The sequence below is a fragment of the Delftia sp. S65 genome, from assembly GCF_016516495.1.
Classification (GTDB): domain Bacteria; phylum Pseudomonadota; class Gammaproteobacteria; order Burkholderiales; family Burkholderiaceae_C; genus Comamonas; species Comamonas acidovorans.
On sequence record NZ_JACVUR010000003.1, the window covers coordinates 105107 to 123031 of the forward strand.

General features: G+C 70.3%; 16 protein-coding genes. 11 read left to right on the top strand and 5 right to left on the bottom strand.

The window, feature by feature from the left end; genetic code table 11:
• Position 1 precedes the first annotated feature (1 nt).
• The 6 genes from IAE24_RS04185 to IAE24_RS04210 all read left to right on the top strand — a co-directional run bounded on the left by IAE24_RS04185 (position 2) and on the right by IAE24_RS04210 (position 6597).
• A complete protein-coding gene (locus IAE24_RS04185; RefSeq protein WP_199959775.1) occupies positions 2-1516 on the top strand; it encodes a sugar ABC transporter ATP-binding protein in 1515 nt (504 codons plus the stop codon).
• A gap of 63 nt (positions 1517-1579) precedes the next feature.
• Complete coding sequence (locus tag IAE24_RS04190) at positions 1580-2635, top strand: substrate-binding domain-containing protein (RefSeq protein WP_199959773.1); 1056 nt, start codon at positions 1580-1582, stop codon at positions 2633-2635.
• Positions 2632-3396 (top strand): GolD/DthD family dehydrogenase, encoded by a 765-nt coding sequence (locus IAE24_RS04195; RefSeq protein WP_199959772.1) that lies wholly within the window; start codon positions 2632-2634, stop codon positions 3394-3396. Before IAE24_RS04190 ends, IAE24_RS04195 begins: the two co-directional genes overlap by 4 nt.
• Before the next feature lie 48 nt (positions 3397-3444).
• Positions 3445-4425, top strand: a complete 981-nt coding sequence (locus tag IAE24_RS04200; protein WP_016448253.1) for an ABC transporter permease — start codon at positions 3445-3447, stop codon at positions 4423-4425.
• Between the two features lie 48 nt (positions 4426-4473).
• Positions 4474-5595 carry an alcohol dehydrogenase catalytic domain-containing protein gene (locus IAE24_RS04205; RefSeq protein ID WP_180319177.1) on the top strand — a complete coding sequence of 374 codons (1122 nt, stop codon included), beginning with the start codon at positions 4474-4476 and terminating at the stop codon, positions 5593-5595.
• A gap of 45 nt (positions 5596-5640) precedes the next feature.
• Positions 5641-6597 (top strand): sugar-binding transcriptional regulator, encoded by a 957-nt coding sequence (locus IAE24_RS04210; RefSeq protein ID WP_012206377.1) that lies wholly within the window; start codon positions 5641-5643, stop codon positions 6595-6597.
• 35 nt (positions 6598-6632) lie between these two features.
• Here IAE24_RS04210 and IAE24_RS04215 read toward each other — a convergent pair whose 3' ends face one another.
• From IAE24_RS04215 to IAE24_RS04225, 3 genes are all read right to left on the bottom strand, one after another.
• Positions 6633-7280, bottom strand: a complete 648-nt coding sequence (locus IAE24_RS04215; RefSeq protein WP_199959770.1) for a LysE family translocator — start codon at positions 7278-7280, stop codon at positions 6633-6635.
• Positions 7281-7386: 106 nt separating this feature from the next.
• Complete coding sequence (locus IAE24_RS04220; RefSeq protein ID WP_013801706.1) at positions 7387-8058, bottom strand: glutathione S-transferase; 672 nt, start codon at positions 8056-8058, stop codon at positions 7387-7389.
• 93 nt (positions 8059-8151) lie between these two features.
• Positions 8152-9009 (bottom strand): LysR family transcriptional regulator, encoded by an 858-nt coding sequence (locus IAE24_RS04225; RefSeq protein WP_016448249.1) that lies wholly within the window; start codon positions 9007-9009, stop codon positions 8152-8154.
• Positions 9010-9118: 109 nt separating this feature from the next.
• On the opposite strand from IAE24_RS04225, the gene bla reads away from it, so the two are divergent.
• On the top strand, positions 9119-10030 hold the full coding sequence (gene bla / locus IAE24_RS04230) for a class A beta-lactamase (RefSeq protein ID WP_012206373.1): 912 nt from the start codon (positions 9119-9121) through the stop codon (positions 10028-10030).
• Positions 10031-10202: 172 nt separating this feature from the next.
• Here bla and argA read toward each other — a convergent pair whose 3' ends face one another.
• A complete protein-coding gene (argA, locus tag IAE24_RS04235; protein WP_012206372.1) occupies positions 10203-11549 on the bottom strand; it encodes an amino-acid N-acetyltransferase in 1347 nt (448 codons plus the stop codon).
• A gap of 283 nt (positions 11550-11832) precedes the next feature.
• Here argA and IAE24_RS04240 point away from each other — a divergent pair, with 283 nt between their 5' ends.
• From IAE24_RS04240 to IAE24_RS04255, 4 genes are read left to right on the top strand one after another with little or no spacing between them, the layout of a single operon-like run.
• A complete protein-coding gene (locus tag IAE24_RS04240) occupies positions 11833-13284 on the top strand; it encodes a TolC family protein (RefSeq protein ID WP_199959768.1) in 1452 nt (483 codons plus the stop codon).
• Entirely contained in the window at positions 13281-14330 is a 1050-nt protein-coding gene (locus IAE24_RS04245) for an HlyD family secretion protein (RefSeq protein WP_013801710.1), read from the top strand. The genes IAE24_RS04240 and IAE24_RS04245 overlap by 4 nt, the downstream gene beginning before the upstream one ends.
• Before the next feature lie 13 nt (positions 14331-14343).
• Positions 14344-15558 (top strand): ABC transporter permease, encoded by a 1215-nt coding sequence (locus tag IAE24_RS04250; RefSeq protein ID WP_047219430.1) that lies wholly within the window; start codon positions 14344-14346, stop codon positions 15556-15558.
• Between the two features lies 1 nt (position 15559).
• Positions 15560-16693, top strand: a complete 1134-nt coding sequence (locus IAE24_RS04255; protein ID WP_199959766.1) for an ABC transporter permease — start codon at positions 15560-15562, stop codon at positions 16691-16693.
• Positions 16694-16705: 12 nt separating this feature from the next.
• Here the strand turns inward: IAE24_RS04255 and IAE24_RS04260 are convergent, their stop codons facing one another.
• Positions 16706-17911 carry an MFS transporter gene (locus IAE24_RS04260; protein WP_199959764.1) on the bottom strand — a complete coding sequence of 402 codons (1206 nt, stop codon included), beginning with the start codon at positions 17909-17911 and terminating at the stop codon, positions 16706-16708.
• Positions 17912-17925: the final 14 nt, after the last annotated feature.

Sequence of the window (17925 nt, forward strand, 5' to 3'; positions counted from 1 at the left end):
CATGGGCACCGGCACCGGCACCGGCACCGGCACCGGCACCGCACTGCTGCAGGCGCGCGGCGTGGCCAAGAGCTTCGGCGGCGTCCCTGCGCTGCGCAACGGCTGCCTTGAGCTGCAGGCGGGCAGCGTGCACGCGCTGTGCGGCGGCAATGGCGCAGGCAAATCCACCTTCCTGAACATCGTGATGGGCCTGTTGCGGCGCGATGCCGGCGAGATACTGCTCAAGGGCCGGCCGGTGGATTTCGCCACGCCGCACGAGGCGCTGGCGCACCGCCTGTCCATCATCACGCAGGAGCTGTCGCCCATCCCGGGCATGAGCGTGGCCGAGAACATCTTCCTGGGCCGCGAGCCCCGGCGTGCCGGCATAGTGGTCCGCCATGCCGCGCTGCTGGAGCAGGCGGATGCGCTGCTCAGGCAGCTGGGCTTCGATATCGATCCGCGTGCGCAGATGGGCCGCCTGAGCCTGGCGCAGACCCAGCTGGTGGAGATTGCCAAGGCCCTGAGCCGGCAAAGCGAGCTGATCATCATGGACGAGCCCACCTCGGCCATTGGCGAAAGCGAGACCGCCATCCTCTTCGACGCGATACGCCGCGTGACCGCGCAGGGCGCCGGCATCCTCTACGTGTCGCACCGCCTGACGGAGATCTTCACCATTGCCGACAGCTACACGGTGTTCCGCGATGGCGGCTTCGTGCAGACCGGCGCGCTGGCCGATATCGACCGGCGGCAGCTGGTGAAGCTCATCGTGGGCCGGGAAGTCCGCGCTGCCGCCAGCGAGCGCAGGGCTGCGGTGCCGGGCGAGCCGCTGCTGTCGGTGCAGGGGCTCACGCGCCGGGGCGAGTTCGAGGACATCAGCCTGGACGTCGCCCCCGGCGAGGTGCTGGGCATCTACGGACTGATGGGATCGGGCCGCAGCGAATTCCTCAACTGCCTGTACGGCCTCGCGCGCGCCGACCAGGGGCAGGCGAGCCTGGGCGGACGGCCCCTGCCGCGCGGCAATCCGGCGGCGTCGATCAAGGCGGGCCTGGCCCTGGTGACCGAGGACCGCAAGGCCACGGGGCTGGTGATGAGCTCCTCGGTGCGCTTCAACGCCAGCTTGCCCGCACTGCCGGGCCTGCAGCGCGCCGGGGTGGTGGATGGCGCGGCAGAGCGCGTGCTGGTGGGCGGCCTGCTGCAGCGCCTGCGCGTGAAGCTGGCCAGCCCGGCAATGCCGGTGTCGGGCCTGAGCGGCGGCAACCAGCAGAAGGTGGTGCTGGCCCGCTGCATGGCCACCAATCCCGTCTGCCTGCTGTGCGACGAGCCCACGCGGGGCATCGACGAAGGTGCCAAGCGCGAGGTGTACGCCTTCCTGGCCTCGCTGGCCGCGCAGGGCCATGCCGTGGTGGTGGTGTCCTCCGAGGCGCCGGAGCTGCTGGAGCTGAGCGACCGCATTGCCATCTTCCGCAAAGGCCGGCTTGACCGCGTGGTGGCCGGCCACGGCATCACGCAGGAGGCGCTGATGCACCTCGCGTCCTGAGCCCGGGCGCTGCCCGTGCTGCGTTTTTCCCCTTGCCTTTCACAACACACAGGAGACATGACCATGCCGTTTTTCCGCTTCACCATCGTGCTTGCCGCCGCGCTTGCCGGTGGGCTGTTCCTGGCCGCAGCGCAGGTCCGGGCCCAGGCTCCGGCCCCGCTGTCGGCGCCAGCACCAGTGCCATCGCCGGCCAAGCCCTACCGCATAGGCGCGGCCGTCTATGGGCTCAAGGGCGAGTTCATGCAGATGTGGACCAAGGAGCTGAAGGCGCATCCGGCCGTGAAGGACGGCACGGTGCAGATCACCGTGTTCGACGGCAACTACGACGCGCTGACGCAGAGCAACCAGTTCGACACCATGATCACGCAGAAGTACGACGGCATCCTCTTCGTGCCCATCGACCTGAAGGCGGGCGCGGCGCCTGTGCAGAAGGCGGTGAAGGCCGGCATTCCCGTGGTGGGCTCCAACACGCGCGTGCAGGGCGATGTGCTGACTTCCTACGTGGGCAATGACGATGTGGTGGCCGGCCGCATGCAGGCCGAGGCGCTGATGAAGGCCATCGGCGGCAAGGGCAATATCGTCGTCATCGAGGGGCCCATAGGCCAGTCGGCACAGATCGAGCGGGCGCGCGGCAATGACGAGGTGCTGGCCCGCCACAAGGACGTGAAGGTGCTGGCGCGCAAGACCGCCAACTGGTCGCGCGCCGAATCCATGGGACTGATGGAGAACTGGCTGACCGCATTCCCGGGCCAGATCCAGGGCGTGATCGCCCAGAACGACGACGAGGCCCTGGGCGCGGTGCAGGCCATCAAGACCAAGGGCATCGATATCAAGACCATCCCGGTGGTGGGCGTGGACGGCGTGGCCGCCGCCATCACGGCCGTCAAGCGCGGCGAGATGACCACCAATTTCCAGGATGCCCAGGCCCAGGCGCAGGGCGCGCTGGATGTGCTGCTGCGCCAGCTTGTCGGCCCGTCCTACCGGCCGCGCTCGGTGGTATGGAGCGAGTATGCCCAGGCCATGCCCTGGGGCGATGGCACGGCCAAATCCTACGAGGTGCCCTGGACAGCCATCGTGCCCGCCAATGCCGACGCCTTCTTGCAGAAGGTGCGCAAATGAGCGCCGACAGCCTGGAGCGGGACTTCGACGGCCGCACGGCCCTGGTCACCGGCGGCGCGGGCGGCATCGGCCTGGCGATTGCCCGGCAGCTCGCCGAAGGCGGTGCGCGTGTCGTCCTGGTGGACCTGGAGCGGCAGGCACTGGACGCGGCCGCTGCCAGCCTGGCGGAGCCCCGGCACCACCTGGCGCTGGCGGTGGATGTGACCAGGCCTGCGGGCGTGGAGCAGGTGGTGGCCACGGTGCTGGAGGCCACGGGCCGCATCGACATCCTGGTCAACAGCGCCGGCGTGGCGCTGCTGGAGCCGGCCGGCGAAGTCAGCGAGGCGGCGTGGGAGCGCACGCTGGCCGTCAACCTCACGGCGCCGCTGCTGCTGGCCCAGGCGGTGGCCCCGGCCATGCGCCGCCAGCGCCACGGACGCATCATCAACCTGGCCTCGCAGGCCAGCGTGGTCGCGCTCCGGCGCCATGCCGCCTATTGCGCCAGCAAGGCGGGCCTGGTGGGACTGACGCGCGTGCTGGCGCTGGAGTGGGCGACGGACGGCATTACCGTCAACGCCATCTCGCCGACGGTGGTGGACACGCCGCTGGGCCGCAAGGCCTGGGCCGGGCAGGTGGGGGAGGCCATGCGCGCACTCATCCCCACGGGCCGCTTTGCGCAGCCCGAGGAGGTGGCGCGGCTGGCCGTGTTCCTGGCCGGTACGCACGCCGGCATGCTGACGGGCGAGAACATCGTCATCGACGGGGGCTACTCCATCCAGTGAGCGGCCTGCCGGCCCCACGCCTTTCTTCCATCAACGCGGGAGTCTTCCATGACGAATCTTCAAGCCGCATCTTCGCCGCCGCTCTTGGGGCGGCGCGCGCTGGACCTGCGCAGCCTGCGCGAGCGCTACGGCGTGGTCATCGCGCTGGTTGCGCTGTGCGCCGCGCTGGCGCTGGCCAACCCCCATTTCATGACCTGGGGCAACTGGGCCGACATCCTGCGCCAGACCTCCATCAACGGCATCCTGGCCATCGGCATGACGTGCGTGGTGCTGACGGCGGGCATCGACCTGTCGGTGGGCGCCATCCTGGCGCTGGCCGGCATGGTCGGCGCCTGGCTGGCGGCCGATGGCCAGGGGCTGGCGGTGAGCGTGGGCGCCGGGCTGGGCGTGGGCATGCTGCTGGGCGGCGTCAACGGCCTGCTGGTGGCCTGGTTCGCGGTGCCGCCCTTCGTGGCCACGCTGGGCATGCTCAGTGCGGCGCGCGGCCTGACCTACATCTACAACGACGGCATGCCGGTGTCCGAGCTGCCCGACGGCTTTCTTGCCATCGGCGCCGGCCAGCTGGGACCCGTGCCCATGCCCATCGTGATCTTTGCCGTTGCCGTCGCGGTGTTCGCCTTCGTGCTGCGCTACACCGTGTATGGCCGCTACATCTACGCCGTGGGCGGCAACCTGCGCAGCGCCAAGACCAGCGGCATCAACACCCGCGCCATCGTGCTGCTGGTCTATGTGGTCAGCGGCCTGCTCGCGGGGCTGGCCGGCATTTTGCTGGCGTCGCGCACCACGGCGGCGCTGCCGCAGGCCGGCGTGTCCTACGAGCTGGACGCCATTGCGGCCGTGGTGATCGGCGGCACCAGCCTGTCGGGCGGCACGGGCAGCCTGGGCGGCACGGTCGTCGGCGCCCTGCTCATCGGCGTGATCAACAACGGGCTGAACCTGCTGGGCGTGTCCTCGTACTACCAGCAGCTGATCAAGGGCGTGATCATCGTCGGCGCCGTGCTGCTCGACAGTTCGCGCCGCAGGGCATGAAGCGCTGCGCCCACGTCCTGTCCACAACCTGCAACCCGGGAGAATTCCATGCAAAACACCCTGCCTGACGCCGCCGATACGAACATGCTGGCCGTGGTCTGCCACGGCCCCAGGGATTACCGGCTCGAACGCGTCGCGCGTCCGCAGGCCGGGCCGCGCGAGCTGGTCATCCGCGTGGCTTCCTGCGGCATTTGCGCGGGCGACTGCAAATGCTGGGCTGGCGCGCCGCGCTTTTGGGGAGATCCGGAAAAAGGCCGCCCCGCCTATGTGCGCCCGCCGGTGATCGCGGGCCACGAGTTCTGGGGCCATGTGGTGCAGGTGGGCGAGGGTGCCCAGGAGCACCACGGCGTGCAGCTGGGTGACCGGGTGATCGCCGAGCAGATCGTGCCCTGCCATGCCTGCCGCTATTGCAAGACCGGCTTTCGCTGGATGTGCGAGGTGCACGATGTCTACGGCTTCCAGGGCCAGGTGGCCGATGGCGGCATGGCCGAGTACATGCGCCTGTCCGCCCGCGCCGTGGTGCACCGGATTCCCGAGAGCGTGGCCTTCGAGGATGCGGCCATCACCGAGCCGCTGTCCTGCGCCATCCATGCCGTCAATCGCGGCGACATCCAGCTCGATGATGTGGTGGTCATCGCCGGCGCGGGCACGCTGGGCCTGCTCATGGCCCAGGTGGCGCGCCTGAAGACGCCGCGCAGGCTGGTGGTCATGGACCTGTCGGACCAGCGCCTGGCGCTGGCGCGCCGCTGCGGCGCCGACGTGACCATCAACCCCGCGCGCGAGGATGCCCGCGCCATCGTGCACGCACTGACCGACGGCTATGGCTGCGATGTGTACATAGAGACCACGGGCGCGCCCTCGGGCGTGACGCAGGGGCTGGACCTGGTGCGCAAGCTCGGCCGCTTCGTGGAGTTCAGCGTCTTCGGGCGCGAGACCACGGTGGACTGGTCCATCATCGGCGAGGAAAAGGAGCTGGACCTGCGCGGCGCCCACCTCAGCGCCCATTGCTACCCCATTGCCATCGACCTGCTGGCGCGCGGCCTGGTCACCTCCGAGGGCATCGTCACCCACCGCTATGCGCTGTCGGAGTGGGAGAGCGCCATCCGGGTGGCCGATTCCATGGACTCGGTCAAGGTCCTGCTGCTGCCCCACGCTGGCGAGGCCCGGTGAGCGGCGCTACACTGCGCGCCTTTCCCGGCACCCTTGGAGGCACCCTTGACTGAAAGCGACCTGACGCGACTGGCGACCCTGTACTACGTCGATGGATGCACGCAGGACCAACTGTCCAAGGAGTTCGGCATCTCGCGCGCCACCGTCGGGCGGCTGCTGCGCCGGGCGCAGGAAGAGGGCATTGTCGAGATCCGCGTGCGGCCGCATTCGCTGGTGTCCGCCGACCTGGAGCGGCAGCTGACCGAGCGCTTTCACATCAAGCGCGCGCTGATCGCGGTGGACCACAAGGATGCCGACCGGCAGCGCGAACTGCTGGCAGGGCTGGTGGCCAGCGAGCTGGAGCGCATCCTGGTCGATGGCTCCATCGTGGCCGTGGGCATGGGGCGCAACGTGTCCTCGGTCTCCGAGCACGCCCTGTCCGCCACACGGCGGGAATGCCACTTCGTCAGCGCCATCGGCGGCTCCTACCGTGGCGGGGAGGCGATGAACGCCGACCACATCGCGCGCCGCCTGGCCGCGCGCTTTGGCGGCAAGTCCGAATCGCTCTATGCGCCGGCCCTGGTGGGCGATCCGCAACTGCGCAAGGCACTGCTGGACAACGACACCGTCAGGCACACCCTGGACAAGGCGCGCCGCGCCGACATCGCCCTCATCGGCGTGGGCGATGTCAGCGTGGACAGCAACATGGCCCGCATGGGCTGGTTTTCCGCGCAGGAGATCTCGGACGCCCGGCGCGCGGGCACGGTGGGCGACATGATGGGCTACGACTTCATCGACATCCACGGCCAGCCGGCCGCCACCCCCATGCAGGACCGCGTCATCGGCCTGAGCCGCGAGGACCTGCTGCGCATACCCAACGTCATCGCCGTGGCGGCCGAATCCAGCAAGGTCACGGCCATCCTGGGCGCCCTGCGCACCGGCGCCATCGACACGCTGGCCACCACCACCGCCAACGCGGCGGCCGTGCTGCAGCTGGACGATGTCATGGGGACGACGCGCTGACGCAGTGGGGGAGGCGCGGCTCTTGGGCGGCGCGCCTAGTTCGACGCGCGGCGGTAGAAGGCCAGCGAGCCTGCCAGCGCCAGCAGCATGCCGCCGCACAGGCGGTCCAGCCACATCACGGCCCGCCCGCGCAGCAGCCGCGCGGCGCGTGATCCGGCGAAGGCATAGGCCAGCATCACCAGGAAATCGATGAGCGCGAACACCAGCGCAATGGCGATGTACTGCGGCGCCTGGGCTGCCGCCGGGTCGATGAACTGGGGCAGCAGGGCCGAGCAGAACAGGTAGCCCTTGGGATTGGTCACGGCGACCAGGAACGACTTGAGCAGCACGGTGCGGGCGCTGTAGCCGTCGGTGCCGGCCTCTGCCTTGCCGTCGCCCTGGGGTGCCGACAGCGATCCGCCCTGGCTGCGCAGCATGCGCAGGCCCAGCCAGGCCAGGTACGCCGCTCCCGCCCACTTGACCACCGAGAACCAGAACTCCGAGGCCGCCAGCAGCGCGCCCAGGCCCAGCGCGACCGCGCCGACCAGCACGAAGTCCGACAGCACGGCGCCCAGCATGCCGGGCAGGGCGCGGCGCACGCCGTGGCGCGAGCCATTGGCCAGGGCCAGAAGCACGGTGGGGCCGGGGGTGATGATCGCGATCAGTGCGACCAGGGAGAAGACGAGCAGGGTGGCGAGGGTCATGTCGGCGAAGGCTCATGCGGTTGGCAACAGCCTGCCACTGTGCCAGCTTTGCCTGCCTTGCGCAGCCCCTGCCGACCCGGGGCAGGGCAGGCGGGGCGGGCAGGCGTCAGTCGCTGCCCACGCCGCCGGCGGCAAAGACCGGGCCGCGGGTGCCGGGCACCCAGCCCGGGTAGGTTTCCATCACTTCGGCGAACAGGGCCGAGTCGATCCAGCGCTGCAGCCAGGCCTGCAGGTGCGGCCAGGGCTGCTCGTTCCATTGCGACTCGTCGATGCGCGCGTACTGGCGCACGAAGGGGCGCAGCGCCATGTCGGCCAGGCTGGGGTTCTGGCCGAACAGGTAGCCGGTGGCCTCCAGCTGGTCGTCCAGCTCGGCCAGCCAGGTCAGGGCGTCGGCCTGGGCGTGGTTGACCTCTTCGGCCGTATAGCGCTCGGGGTACTTGCAGCGGTCCAGGGCGTGCTTGAAAAAGCCGTCGTTGCGCTCGATCAGCGCCAGCATGTCCGGCAGCGAACCGCTGGTCGGTGCCAGCCAGCCATCCGGGTCATTGGCGCGCAGCGCGTGCAGCATGACATCCAGGCTCTGCTCGATCACGCGGCCGTCCTCCAGCACCAGCACGGGCACCGTGCCCTTGGGCGAGGCATCGAGCAGCGCCTGCGGCTTGTTGCGCAGGTTGATTTCGCGCAGCTCGCAGGCCAGGCCGGCATGGGCCAGCGCCAGGCGGGCGCGGATGGCGTAGGGGCAGCGGCGAAACGAGTAGAGAACCGGCAGGGTCTGGGTCATGGAGCGGGAACGGGGCTAGGGGCCAAAAGCGGCAGATGATAGCGCCGGGGCCAAAGTCAGGCGGCCTGCGGGTCTTGCCGCGGGCGTCCGTGGCTATTGCAGCTGCGCCAGCAGCCATTGCCTGAAGGTCTTGAGCGCCGCGCTGGGTGCGCGCGAGCGCAGATGGGTCAGCCAGTAGGCGCCCGTGTCCACCTCCTGCTCGAAGGGGCGCACCAGCCGGCCCTGCTGCAGCAGGTGCTGGAACATGCGCGCCGGCAGCAGGGCCACGCCCGCGCCCTGGGCCGCCGCCTCGGCCAGCGTCAGCGAGGAGTCGAACATGGCCCCGCGCGCCAGCGGCGCGCTCTGGTCCAGCGTGGCAAACCAGCTCTCCCACTCCTGCAGGCGGTACGAGCGCAGCAGCGTCTGCCCGGCCAGGTCGGCCGGCTGGCGCAGGCGCTGGGCCAGGGCCGGGGTGCACATGGGCGTCAGCGGCGCGCGCAGCAGCAGCTCGGCGCGCGTGCCCTGCCAGGCGCCGTCGCCAAAGCGCACGGCCGCATCCAGCCCTTCGCCGGCCAGGTCCACGCGGTTGTTGTGCGTGAGCAGTCGCAGGTCGATGTAGGGGTGCTGCTGCTGGAACTGGCCCAGCCTGGGAATCAGCCAGCCGATGGCGAAGGTGCCGACCACGCCCACGGTGAGGATCTCGCGCGGGCGCGGTTCGGCCACCTGCTGCAGCGAATGCTCTATGCGCGCAAAGCTCTCGGCCACGGCAGGCCACAGCGCATGGCCCTCGTCGGTCAGCGCCAGGCCGCGCGGCAGGCGCCGGAACAGCGGCTTGCCCAGGCGCTCCTCCAGGTTGCGGATGTGCTGGCTGACGGCGGCCTGGGTCACGCACAGCTCGTCGGCCGCCCGCGTCAGGTTGAGATGGCGCGCGGCCGCATCGAACATGCGCAGGGCATTGAGGGGCAGTTGCATGGTGAGCCAATAGTTTTTCTAAGGGATGCTGCCAATTATTCACGCTGGTCGCAGATTGGGCGCGGCGCTATCGTTGCGGTTGTCGATCTGCAACTGAAAAGGAAAAACAATGCAAAGACGCGATTTTCTGATGACGGGCGGCGCGGCCGCCTGGATGGCGGCCGGGCTGGCGGGCTGCGCCCTGCCATCAAAAAAACAGGGGGCTGCCGACCAGGCCTTCAGGACCGAGCTGGCGCGCATCGAGAAAAGTGTGGGCGGCCGGCTCGGCGTGGCCGTGCTGGAGGCGGAGTCGGGCGCCAGCGTGGACCACCGCGGCGATGAGCGCTTTGTCATGTGCAGCACCTTCAAGCTGCTGCTGGCCGCCCAGGTGCTGGACCGCGTGCAGCAGGGCGATGAGCGCCTGTCGCGCCGCGTGCACTACGCCAGCTCCCGGCTGGTTCCCTACTCGCCGGCCAGCGGCCCGCGTGCCGGTGATGGCGGCGGCATGACCATCTCCGAGCTGTGCGAGGCCGCCGTGGTGCTCAGCGACAACACCGCCGCCAACCTGCTGCTGGACGCCAGCGGCGGACCGCAGGCGCTGACGCAGTGGCTGCGCGCCAGCGGCGACGAGACCACGCGCCTGGACCGCATGGAGCCCGAGCTCAACGAAGGCCTGCCCGGTGACGAGCGCGACACCACCACGCCCCTGGCCATGGTGCAAAGCATGCAGCGCCTGCTGCTGGGATCGGTGCTGGACGGCCATGGCCGCGCCCTGCTGCAGCAGTGGCTGGTGGCCAGCCGCACGGGCGACAAGCGCCTGCGCGCTGGCATGCCGGCCGGCTGGCGCGTGGGTGGAAAAACGGGCACCGGCGATCGCGGCACGGCCAACGATGCCGTCATCGCCTGGCCCACGCCGCAAAGCGCACCGCTGCTGGTGACCGGCTACCTCACCGAATGCCCGGCCGACGCGCCACAGCGCGATGCGGCGCTGGCAGCGGCCGGCAAGGCGGCCGCACGCTGGCAGGCAGCAGTGCAAGGCTAAGTTGCGCCACCATGTCGCTTGATTTGGGCGATTTCAAAAAATTGGCGCGGCCTGAAGACGAGAGACACCGAGGAAGGGCCTGGGCCGGCCGCGCCGCCCCCCGCACCGAGGGTGTCGCCGGCCGCCCGTATGCCCCCCTCGTGAGGGGGAAGGCGCACAGCGCCTCAGGGGGTTACAACTTCTTGACCAGGACCTGACTTTTGCGGTCCCAGTTGTACTTGGCCTTGCGCGCCTCGGGCAGCCAGTCGGGGTCCACGGGCTGGAAGCCGCGCTTGATGAACCAGTGCATGGTGCGCGTGGTCAGCACGAACAGGCTGTCCAGGCCCTGGGCCTTGGCGCGCTGCTCTATGCGCTTGAGCAGCTTCTCGCCATCGCCCGTGCCCTGGCTCTTGGGCGAGACGGTGACGGCCGCCATCTCGGCGGTCCGGGCGCTGGGGTAGGGGTAGAGCGCGGCGCAGCCGAAGATCACGCCATCGTGTTCGATGATGGTGTAGTGGGCGATGTCGCGCTCGATCTCGGTGCGGCTGCGCTTGACCAGGGTGCCGTCCTTCTCGAAGGGCTCGATCAGCTGGATGATGCCGGCCACGTCGTCGGGCGTGGCCTCGCGCAGCTCTTCCAGCTTCTCGTCGATGATCATGGTGCCGATGCCATCGTGCACATAGATCTCCAGCAGCAGCGCGCCGTCGATCGCAAAGGGCAGGATGTGGCTGCGCTCTACGCCGTGCTCGCAGGCATGCACGCAGTGCTGCAGGTAAAAGCCCGTGTCCGTGGGCTGCTCGGGCGTGGGCAGCTCGGCCAGCATGCGGCGGGCCGTGGCCAGCGGCAGCTCGGTGTCGATGGGGTTGGTCTCGTCGGCCGGGCCCGTGGGGTCCATGCGGATGCCCGGCACCTCGGTCATGAAGATCAGCTTGTCGGCCTTCAGCTCGATGGCCACGCGCGTGGCCACCTCTTCCATGCTCAGGTTGAAGGCCTCGCCGGTGGGCGAGAAGCCGAAGGGCGACATCAGCACCATGGCATCCATGTCCAGTGCGCTGCGGATGCCGCTCACATCGACCTTGCGCACCAGGCCCGAATGCTTGAAATCCACGCCGTCCACGATGCCCACGGGCCGCGCCGTGAGGAAGTTGCCCGAGATCACCCGCACCCGCGCGCCGGCCATGGGCGTGTTGGGCAGGCCCTGGCTGAAGGCGGCCTCGATCTCGTAGCGCAGCTGGCCAGCGGCTTCCTGGGCGCAGTCCAGCGCCACGGAGTCGGTGATGCGCACGCCGCGCGAGTACTGGGCCTCATGGCCCTTGGCGGCAAGCTGTTCGTTGACCTGGGGACGGAAGCCATGGACCAGCACGATCTTCACGCCCATGGCCTGGATCATGGCCAGGTCCTGGACGATGGAGCTGAGCTTGCCCGATGCGATGGCCTCGCCCGTCAGTCCCACCACAAAGGTCTGGTGTCGGAACTTGTGGATATAGGGAGCCACGGACCGGAACCAGGGGACGAAGGTGAAGTTGAAGACGGTGGACATGGTGGTCAGTCGGGGCATCGGGCCGATGCCGGGCAGAAAAAAAAGGCCTGCGGACAGGTCCGCCAGGACATGCTCGCGCAGGCAGGCGCCAGTGTAGCGGCATGGCGCGGCACCTGCGCACAGAAATGGGATGGAACGCCACGCAAATCGGCCCTGCTGCACAGTGCCGGGGGCACAAGGCACAGGACCTTGTCCGACGGGGGCCCGCCTGCAAGCCCGTGTAAGCTTCGCCACCATCGGTGAACCACGCAAGGCGCCCCCCTTCATGCCATTGAGCGCTTCCATGTTTTTTCCGTTGCTTGCGCGGCCCGCGCGCCTTGTGCCGTGGCTGGCGGCGCTGGGCATGGTCGCAGGGGCGGCCCAGGCTGCAGGGGAGGCTCCGGCCTCCCAGGCTGCCGCCGCGATGAGCTTCGTGCAGGCCCGTCAGGCGCTGCTGCAGGGCTCCGACCAACTGGCCGCCTCGGCCAAGGCCGTGGAAAGCGCGCGGCTCAGACGCCAGGGTACGCAGGGGCTGGGCGGGCCTTCCGTGGCCATCACGGGCCTGGGCTACCGCTACTCGGCCAATGCCGACATCGATCTCGATCCTGCGCGGCGCACCCTGGACGGCGTCCTCGGCCAGCTGCCGCCCTCGGTGGGGCCGGCCATTCCCGCGCTGCCGCAACTGCCCACTTCCTATGCCTTGCAGCGCAAGAGCACGAATGCCTCGGCCAGCCTGTCCCTGGTCTGGCCGCTGTACCTGGGCGGCCTGTCCGATGCGGTACGCAGTGGCCTGGACGCTGCCACCGACGAAGCCCTGGCCGATGCCGCCAGCAGCAGCCACGCCCAGCATTCGCTGCTGGTGCAGCGCTACTTCGGCGCCCAGCTGGCCGAGCGGGCCGCGCGGCTGCGCGAGCGTGCGCTTGAAGGCGTGCGCGTGCATGACACGGCCGCGCAAAGCATGCTCAAGGCCGGCGTAATCTCCCGGCTGGAGCGCCTGCAGGCCCGTGCCGCGCTGGCCGACGCCGAGCAGCAGGCGCGCAAATCGCGCGACGACGCAGACCTGGCCGCAGCGGCGCTGGCGCGCACGGTCAAGGCGCAGCGGCAGGTACTGCCCAGCACGCCGCTGTTCGTCAGCAGCCGGCCCCTGCCGCCGCTGGACGGCTTTGTCACCGCGGCCCAGTCGCACCATCCGGGTCTGGACAAGGTGCAGGCCAAGAAGCGCCAGGCCGAGTCCCTGCACGACGCGCAGGAGGCGCTGCGCCGGCCGCAGCTGCTGGCCTTCGGTTCGCGCGAGGTCAATACCAGCGGCAAGCCCAACTGGGTGGCTGGCGTGGCCGTGCGCTGGACGCTGTGGGACAGCATCGACCGCGATGCGCTGGCCGCCTCCTCGCAGCGCAAGATCGAGCAGGCCGAGCTGACCGAAGTCCAGGCGCTCAGCGACATCGCGCTGCTGGTCGAAAAGAACTGGCTGGGCGTGGAGCAGGCACGCCGCCAGTACCAGGCCCAGCAGGCCCAGGAGGATCTTGCGCGCGAGCTGCTGCGGCTGCGCGAGGCCGGCCTGCGGGAAGGCACCAGCACCACGCTGGACCTGATCGATGCCAGCCTCAATCTCGCCAAGGTCCAGACCCAGCGTGCCGAACTGGCCAACCAGTATGTGCAGGCCCTGGCCGCACTGCTGGAGAGCACGGGCCAGAGCGAGGAATTCGACCGATTCATGGCCCAGGCCGACATACAGATCCCACCCGACGCACCATGAGCACAGCCACGCCCGACCATCCCCGCAGCGCCCCCGAAGCACCCGGCCCCGCGCCCGTGCCGCCGGGGCGCAGGCGCCCCTGGCTGGCCCTGGCCATCGTGCTGGCCGTGCTGCTGCTCGTGGCCTGGGGCTTTTGGCGTGCGGCGCAGCCCGCCCCCCTGTATTTCCAGGGCCAGATGGAGGCACGCGAGACCGACATCGCGCCCAAGGTCACGGCGCGCATCGCCAAGGTGCGCGTCACCGAAGGCCAGAAGATCCAGCCCGGCGATCTGCTGGTGGAGATGGACAGCCCCGAGGTGCGCGCCAAGCTGGCCCAGGCCGAGGCCGCGCGCGATGCCGCCCAGGCCCAGGCCGACAAGGCGCAGGCCGGCGCACGCCCGCAGGAAGTGCAGATGGCGCGCCTGAACTGGCAGCGCGCCCAGACGGCCGCCGACCTGGCCCAGACCTCGCTGCGCCGCGTGCAAAGCCTGTTCGACCAGGGACTGGTTGCGGCCCAGAAGCGCGATGAAGCCGATGCCAACTGGCGCGCCTCGCGCGACCAGGCGCTGGCCGCGCGCGCGCAGTATGAAATGGCGGCTTCGGGCGCGCGCCAGGAGGATCGCAGCGCTGCCCAGGCCCAGGCACGCCAGGTGCAGGGCGTGGTCGCCGAGGTGGAGGCCGCGCGCGCCGAGACCGAGCTGCGCAGCCCCGTGGGCGGCGAGGTGGTCCAGGTGCTGGCCCGCCAGGGCGAGCTGTCTCCGCAGGGCGTGGCCGTGGTCACCGTGGTGGACCTGGCCGACCAGTGGGTGGTGCTCAATGTGCGCGAGGACCAGCTTGCACGCTTTGCCCAGGGCAGCCGCTTCACCGGCCGCCTGCCGGGCCTGGACAACCGCGAGGCCGGCTTCGAGGTCTACTACCTGGGTGTGCTGCCCGACTTCGCCACCTGGCGCGCCACGCGCGCGGGCCAGGGCTTCGATGCGCGCACCTTCGAGGTCCGCGCGCGGCCGCAGCAGCCCATTGCAGGCGCGCGGCCCGGCATGAGCGTGGTCGTGGAAGGCGGCCGTTGAGCGGCCGGCGTCAGTGAGCGCGAACCCGCCCACGGCCTTTGCCGCCAGCCTGCGGCGCGAATGGCGTCTGCTGCGCGGGCGGCCCTGGGACCTGGCCATGGTCAGCTGGGTGCCGCTGCTGGCGCTGCTGCTCATGGTCTGGATCTTCTCGGCAGGCCTGGTCCAGCGCCTGCCCGTCGCCGTCTGGGACCAGGACCACAGCGCCCTGTCGCGCCAGCTGGTGCGCATGCTGGACGCCACGCCGGGCCTGGCCGTGCAGTCGCAGGCGCTCAATGCCTCGGAGGCGCAATGGGCGCTGCAGTCCATGAATGCCTACGCCGTGGTGCAGATCCCGCCCGGATTTGCGCGCGACATCAAGCGGGGCCAGGGGGCCGACGTGGTGCTCATGCACAACGCCCAGCTGGCCACGCATTCCAGCCTGATCCAGCGCGACCTGCGCCAGGTGGTGGGAACGCTGTCGGCCGGCGTGGAAATGCAGGCCCGTGCCAAGCGCGGCGACCCGGCTCAGGCGCTGCGCGTGCGCATGGAGCCCATACGCACCAACCTGGTGTCGCTGTTCAACATCTCCACCAATTACGAGCAGTTCCTGGCGGCGGCGCTGATTCCCGCGCTGCTGCACATCCTGGGCATGACGGCCGGCGCCTGGTCCGTGGGGCGCGAGCTGCGCGACCGCACGCTGGGCCAGTGGATGGCCGAGGCTGCGGGCCCGGGAAAGCCCGGCTGGAGCGCCATTGCGGGCGCCTTGGCGGGCAAGCTGGCGCTGTCGTGGGCCAGCCTGGGCCTGGGCGGTACGCTGGCCATGCTGTGGCTCACGGCCGGACGGGGCTGGCATCCGGGGCAGGGCGCTGCCAGCCTGGCCTGGGTGGCGCTGGCCCTGCTGCTGCTGATCGCCGTGAGCCTGGCGGCCGGGGCGCTGCTGGCGGCGCTCACGCTGTCGCTGCGCACGGCGCTGTCGGGCGCGGGCCTGCTGTCGGCGCCGGCCTTTGCGTTCAGCGGCGTGGGTTTTCCGCTGCTGGCCATGCCGGATTCGGCACGTGCCTGGGCCCTGTCCATGCCCTATACCCACTATGCGCGGCTGCAGATAGAGCAGTTGCAGATGGGCGCGCCCATCGTGCAGAGCCTGCCCGTGGTGGCCGGGCTATTGCTGGCCGCGCTGGTGTTGCTGCTGCTGGCCACGGCAGGCCTGGCGCGCGGCCTTTCCCGCCCCGACAAATGGGGAGGGCGCTGAGATGGCCAGGGGCTTTGCGCAAGACTTCATCAGCGCCCTGCGTGCCGTGTTCGGCGACGTGGGCGTGCTCATGCTGCTGGTGGGCGCGCCCGTGCTCTACGGCTTCTTCTATCCCTGGTTCTATGGGCAGGAGGTCGTGCAGCGCGTGCCCGTGGCCGTGGTGCAGCACGACGGCAGCGGCCTGGCACGCCAGATGCTGCGCTTTGCCCAGGCCAGCCCGCGCATCGAGGTGGCCCTGGTCACGGGCGACGAGGCCCAGGCGCAGCAGGCCCTGCTGGATGGCCGCGTCATGGGCTACGCGCTGCTGCCGCGCGACCTCAAGCGCCGCGTGGTGCGCAGCGAAGAGGCCGTGGTCCCCGTCTATGCCAACGGTTCCTACCCGCTGGCCGCCAAGCAGGTGCAGTACGGCTTTGCCGAAGCCTTCGGCACGGTCTCGGCAGGCGTGGAGCTGCGGCGCCTGACGGCCGGCGGACAGAGCGCACTGCAGGCCCAGGCCAGCCGCTCGCCCGTCAACCTGCAGATGCAGGCCCTGTTCAATCCGACGGAAGGCTACGGCAGCTTCGTCGTCGCCGCCGTGGCCATCATCATCCTGCAGCAGACACTGCTCATGGGCGGCGCGCTGCTGGTGGGAACCTGGCGCGAGCAGGGATTGGACAGGGCGCCGGCACGCACCTGGCTGGCGCGGCTGCTGGCGCTGTGCACGCTGGGCTGGCTCTCGGGTCTGTACTACTTCGGCTGGATCTTCGTCTGGCACGACTATCCGCGCGGCGGCAATCCCTGGGGCGCGCTGGCGCTGCTGGGCGTCTTCGTCCCGGCCGTGGCGGGCGTGGCGGCGCTGCTGGGCTGGTGGCTGGCCAACCGCGAGCGCGCCATGCAGGTGGTGCTGTTCACCTCCATCCCGCTGGCCTTCGTCGGCGGCTTCAGCTGGCCGGCCGAGGCCCTGCCGCAACTGCTGCAGGCGCTGCGCTGGCTGTCGCCCAGCACTGCCGCCATCCAGGCCTCGCTGCGCCTGAATCAGGCAGGCGCGCCGCTGGAGGCGGCGCTATGGCATCTGTCCGTGCTGCTGGCCCTGGCGCTGCTGGGCTGGGTGGCCGTGCTCTGGCTGGGAAGCCGCCGCATGGACCCTGGCGATTGACCGCTCGGGGCTTCAGGCCGGAGCGCCCGCGCCGCGACCCCGTCCCTGCACGGCCAGCATCAGCAGCACCACGCCCACGATGGGCAGCAGCCAAATGTTGATGCCGTCCCAGCCGGCCGTGTGCAGCAGTTGGCCCGAGCCGAACGAGGCCACGGCCACGGTGCCGAAGACCAGGAAGTCATTGAGGGCCTGCACCTTGGCGCGCTCGGCAGGGCGGTAGCACTCGGTCACCATGGCCGTGGCGCCGATGAAGCCGAAGTTCCAGCCCACGCCCAGCAGCACCAGGGAGCCCCAGAAGTGCAGCAGCTCCAGCCCCATCAGCGCCATCAGGGCCGAGGCGGCGATCATCACCAACCCCAGCGCCGTGATGCGGCGCTTGCCAAAGCGCGCGATCAGCCGGCCCGTGAAGAAGCTGGGCGCGAACATGGCCAGCACATGCCACTGGATGCCCAGCGCCGCCTCGCCCACCGTGTGGCCGCAGCCCACCATGGCCATGGGCGCGGCCGTCATCAGAAAGGCCATGAGACCGTAGCTGACCACGCCGGCCGAGGCCGCGACGATGAACTGGGGCGTGCGCGCAATCTCGGCCAGCGGCCGGGCCTCGCCCGCCACGGCGCGGGCCTGGGGCGGCGGCAGCTTCAGGCCCAGCAGCAGCGGCAGGGCCAGCAGGGCAAGCACGGCCTGGCTGTAGAAGCTGCCTGCGAACGGTGTCATGGGCAGGGCGTCGCGCGTCCAGATCACCACCTGCGGGCCGATGATGGCCGCGATCAGCCCGCCGATCATCACGCGCGAGATGGCGCGCGCCTGCTCGGAGGGGTCGGTCATGGCGTCGGTGGCGGCAAAGCGGTAGCTCTGCACGCAGGCCGCGTAAAAGCCCGCCAGCGCCGTGCCGATGCAGAAGGTCACGAAATCGGAGTGTGCAATGCCCTGGGCCGCGATCACGCCCGAGACCACGCCCAGGATGGCGCCCAGCACATAGGCCGTGCGCCGCCCCATGCGCTGCATCAGCCAGGCCGCGGGCAGCGTGGACAGCGCCAGGCCCAGCTGGTAGATGCTGACCGGCAGCGTGGTGGCCGTGGGATTGGTGGACAGCTGCTGGCCGACCAGGCCGCCCAGCGAAATGATGATGGGCGGCGACGCGCCCCCCAGCGATTGCGCGGCCACGAGCAGGCCGAGGTTGCGGCGCTGCAGCGCTGGAGTGTGTTGTTCTGGTGTCATGGCTTGTGCGGCGG

Excerpts from the sequence above, each read along its gene's own strand:
- IAE24_RS04185 (WP_199959775.1), top strand. The coding sequence starts at position 2 with ATGGGCACCGGCACCGGCACCGGCACCGGCACCGGCACCGCACTGCTG.
- IAE24_RS04190 (WP_199959773.1), top strand. The coding sequence starts at position 1,580 with ATGCCGTTTTTCCGCTTCACCATCGTGCTTGCCGCCGCGCTTGCCGGT.
- IAE24_RS04195 (WP_199959772.1), top strand. The coding sequence starts at position 2,632 with ATGAGCGCCGACAGCCTGGAGCGGGACTTCGACGGCCGCACGGCCCTG.
- IAE24_RS04200 (WP_016448253.1), top strand. The coding sequence starts at position 3,445 with ATGACGAATCTTCAAGCCGCATCTTCGCCGCCGCTCTTGGGGCGGCGC.
- IAE24_RS04205 (WP_180319177.1), top strand. The coding sequence starts at position 4,474 with ATGCAAAACACCCTGCCTGACGCCGCCGATACGAACATGCTGGCCGTG.
- IAE24_RS04215 (WP_199959770.1), bottom strand. The coding sequence starts at position 7,280 with ATGACCCTCGCCACCCTGCTCGTCTTCTCCCTGGTCGCACTGATCGCG.
- IAE24_RS04220 (WP_013801706.1), bottom strand. The coding sequence starts at position 8,058 with ATGACCCAGACCCTGCCGGTTCTCTACTCGTTTCGCCGCTGCCCCTAC.
- IAE24_RS04225 (WP_016448249.1), bottom strand. The coding sequence starts at position 9,009 with ATGCAACTGCCCCTCAATGCCCTGCGCATGTTCGATGCGGCCGCGCGC.
- bla (WP_012206373.1), top strand. The coding sequence starts at position 9,119 with ATGCAAAGACGCGATTTTCTGATGACGGGCGGCGCGGCCGCCTGGATG.
- argA (WP_012206372.1), bottom strand. The coding sequence starts at position 11,549 with ATGTCCACCGTCTTCAACTTCACCTTCGTCCCCTGGTTCCGGTCCGTG.
- IAE24_RS04240 (WP_199959768.1), top strand. The coding sequence starts at position 11,833 with ATGTTTTTTCCGTTGCTTGCGCGGCCCGCGCGCCTTGTGCCGTGGCTG.
- IAE24_RS04245 (WP_013801710.1), top strand. The coding sequence starts at position 13,281 with ATGAGCACAGCCACGCCCGACCATCCCCGCAGCGCCCCCGAAGCACCC.
- IAE24_RS04255 (WP_199959766.1), top strand. The coding sequence starts at position 15,560 with ATGGCCAGGGGCTTTGCGCAAGACTTCATCAGCGCCCTGCGTGCCGTG.
- IAE24_RS04260 (WP_199959764.1), bottom strand. The coding sequence starts at position 17,911 with ATGACACCAGAACAACACACTCCAGCGCTGCAGCGCCGCAACCTCGGC.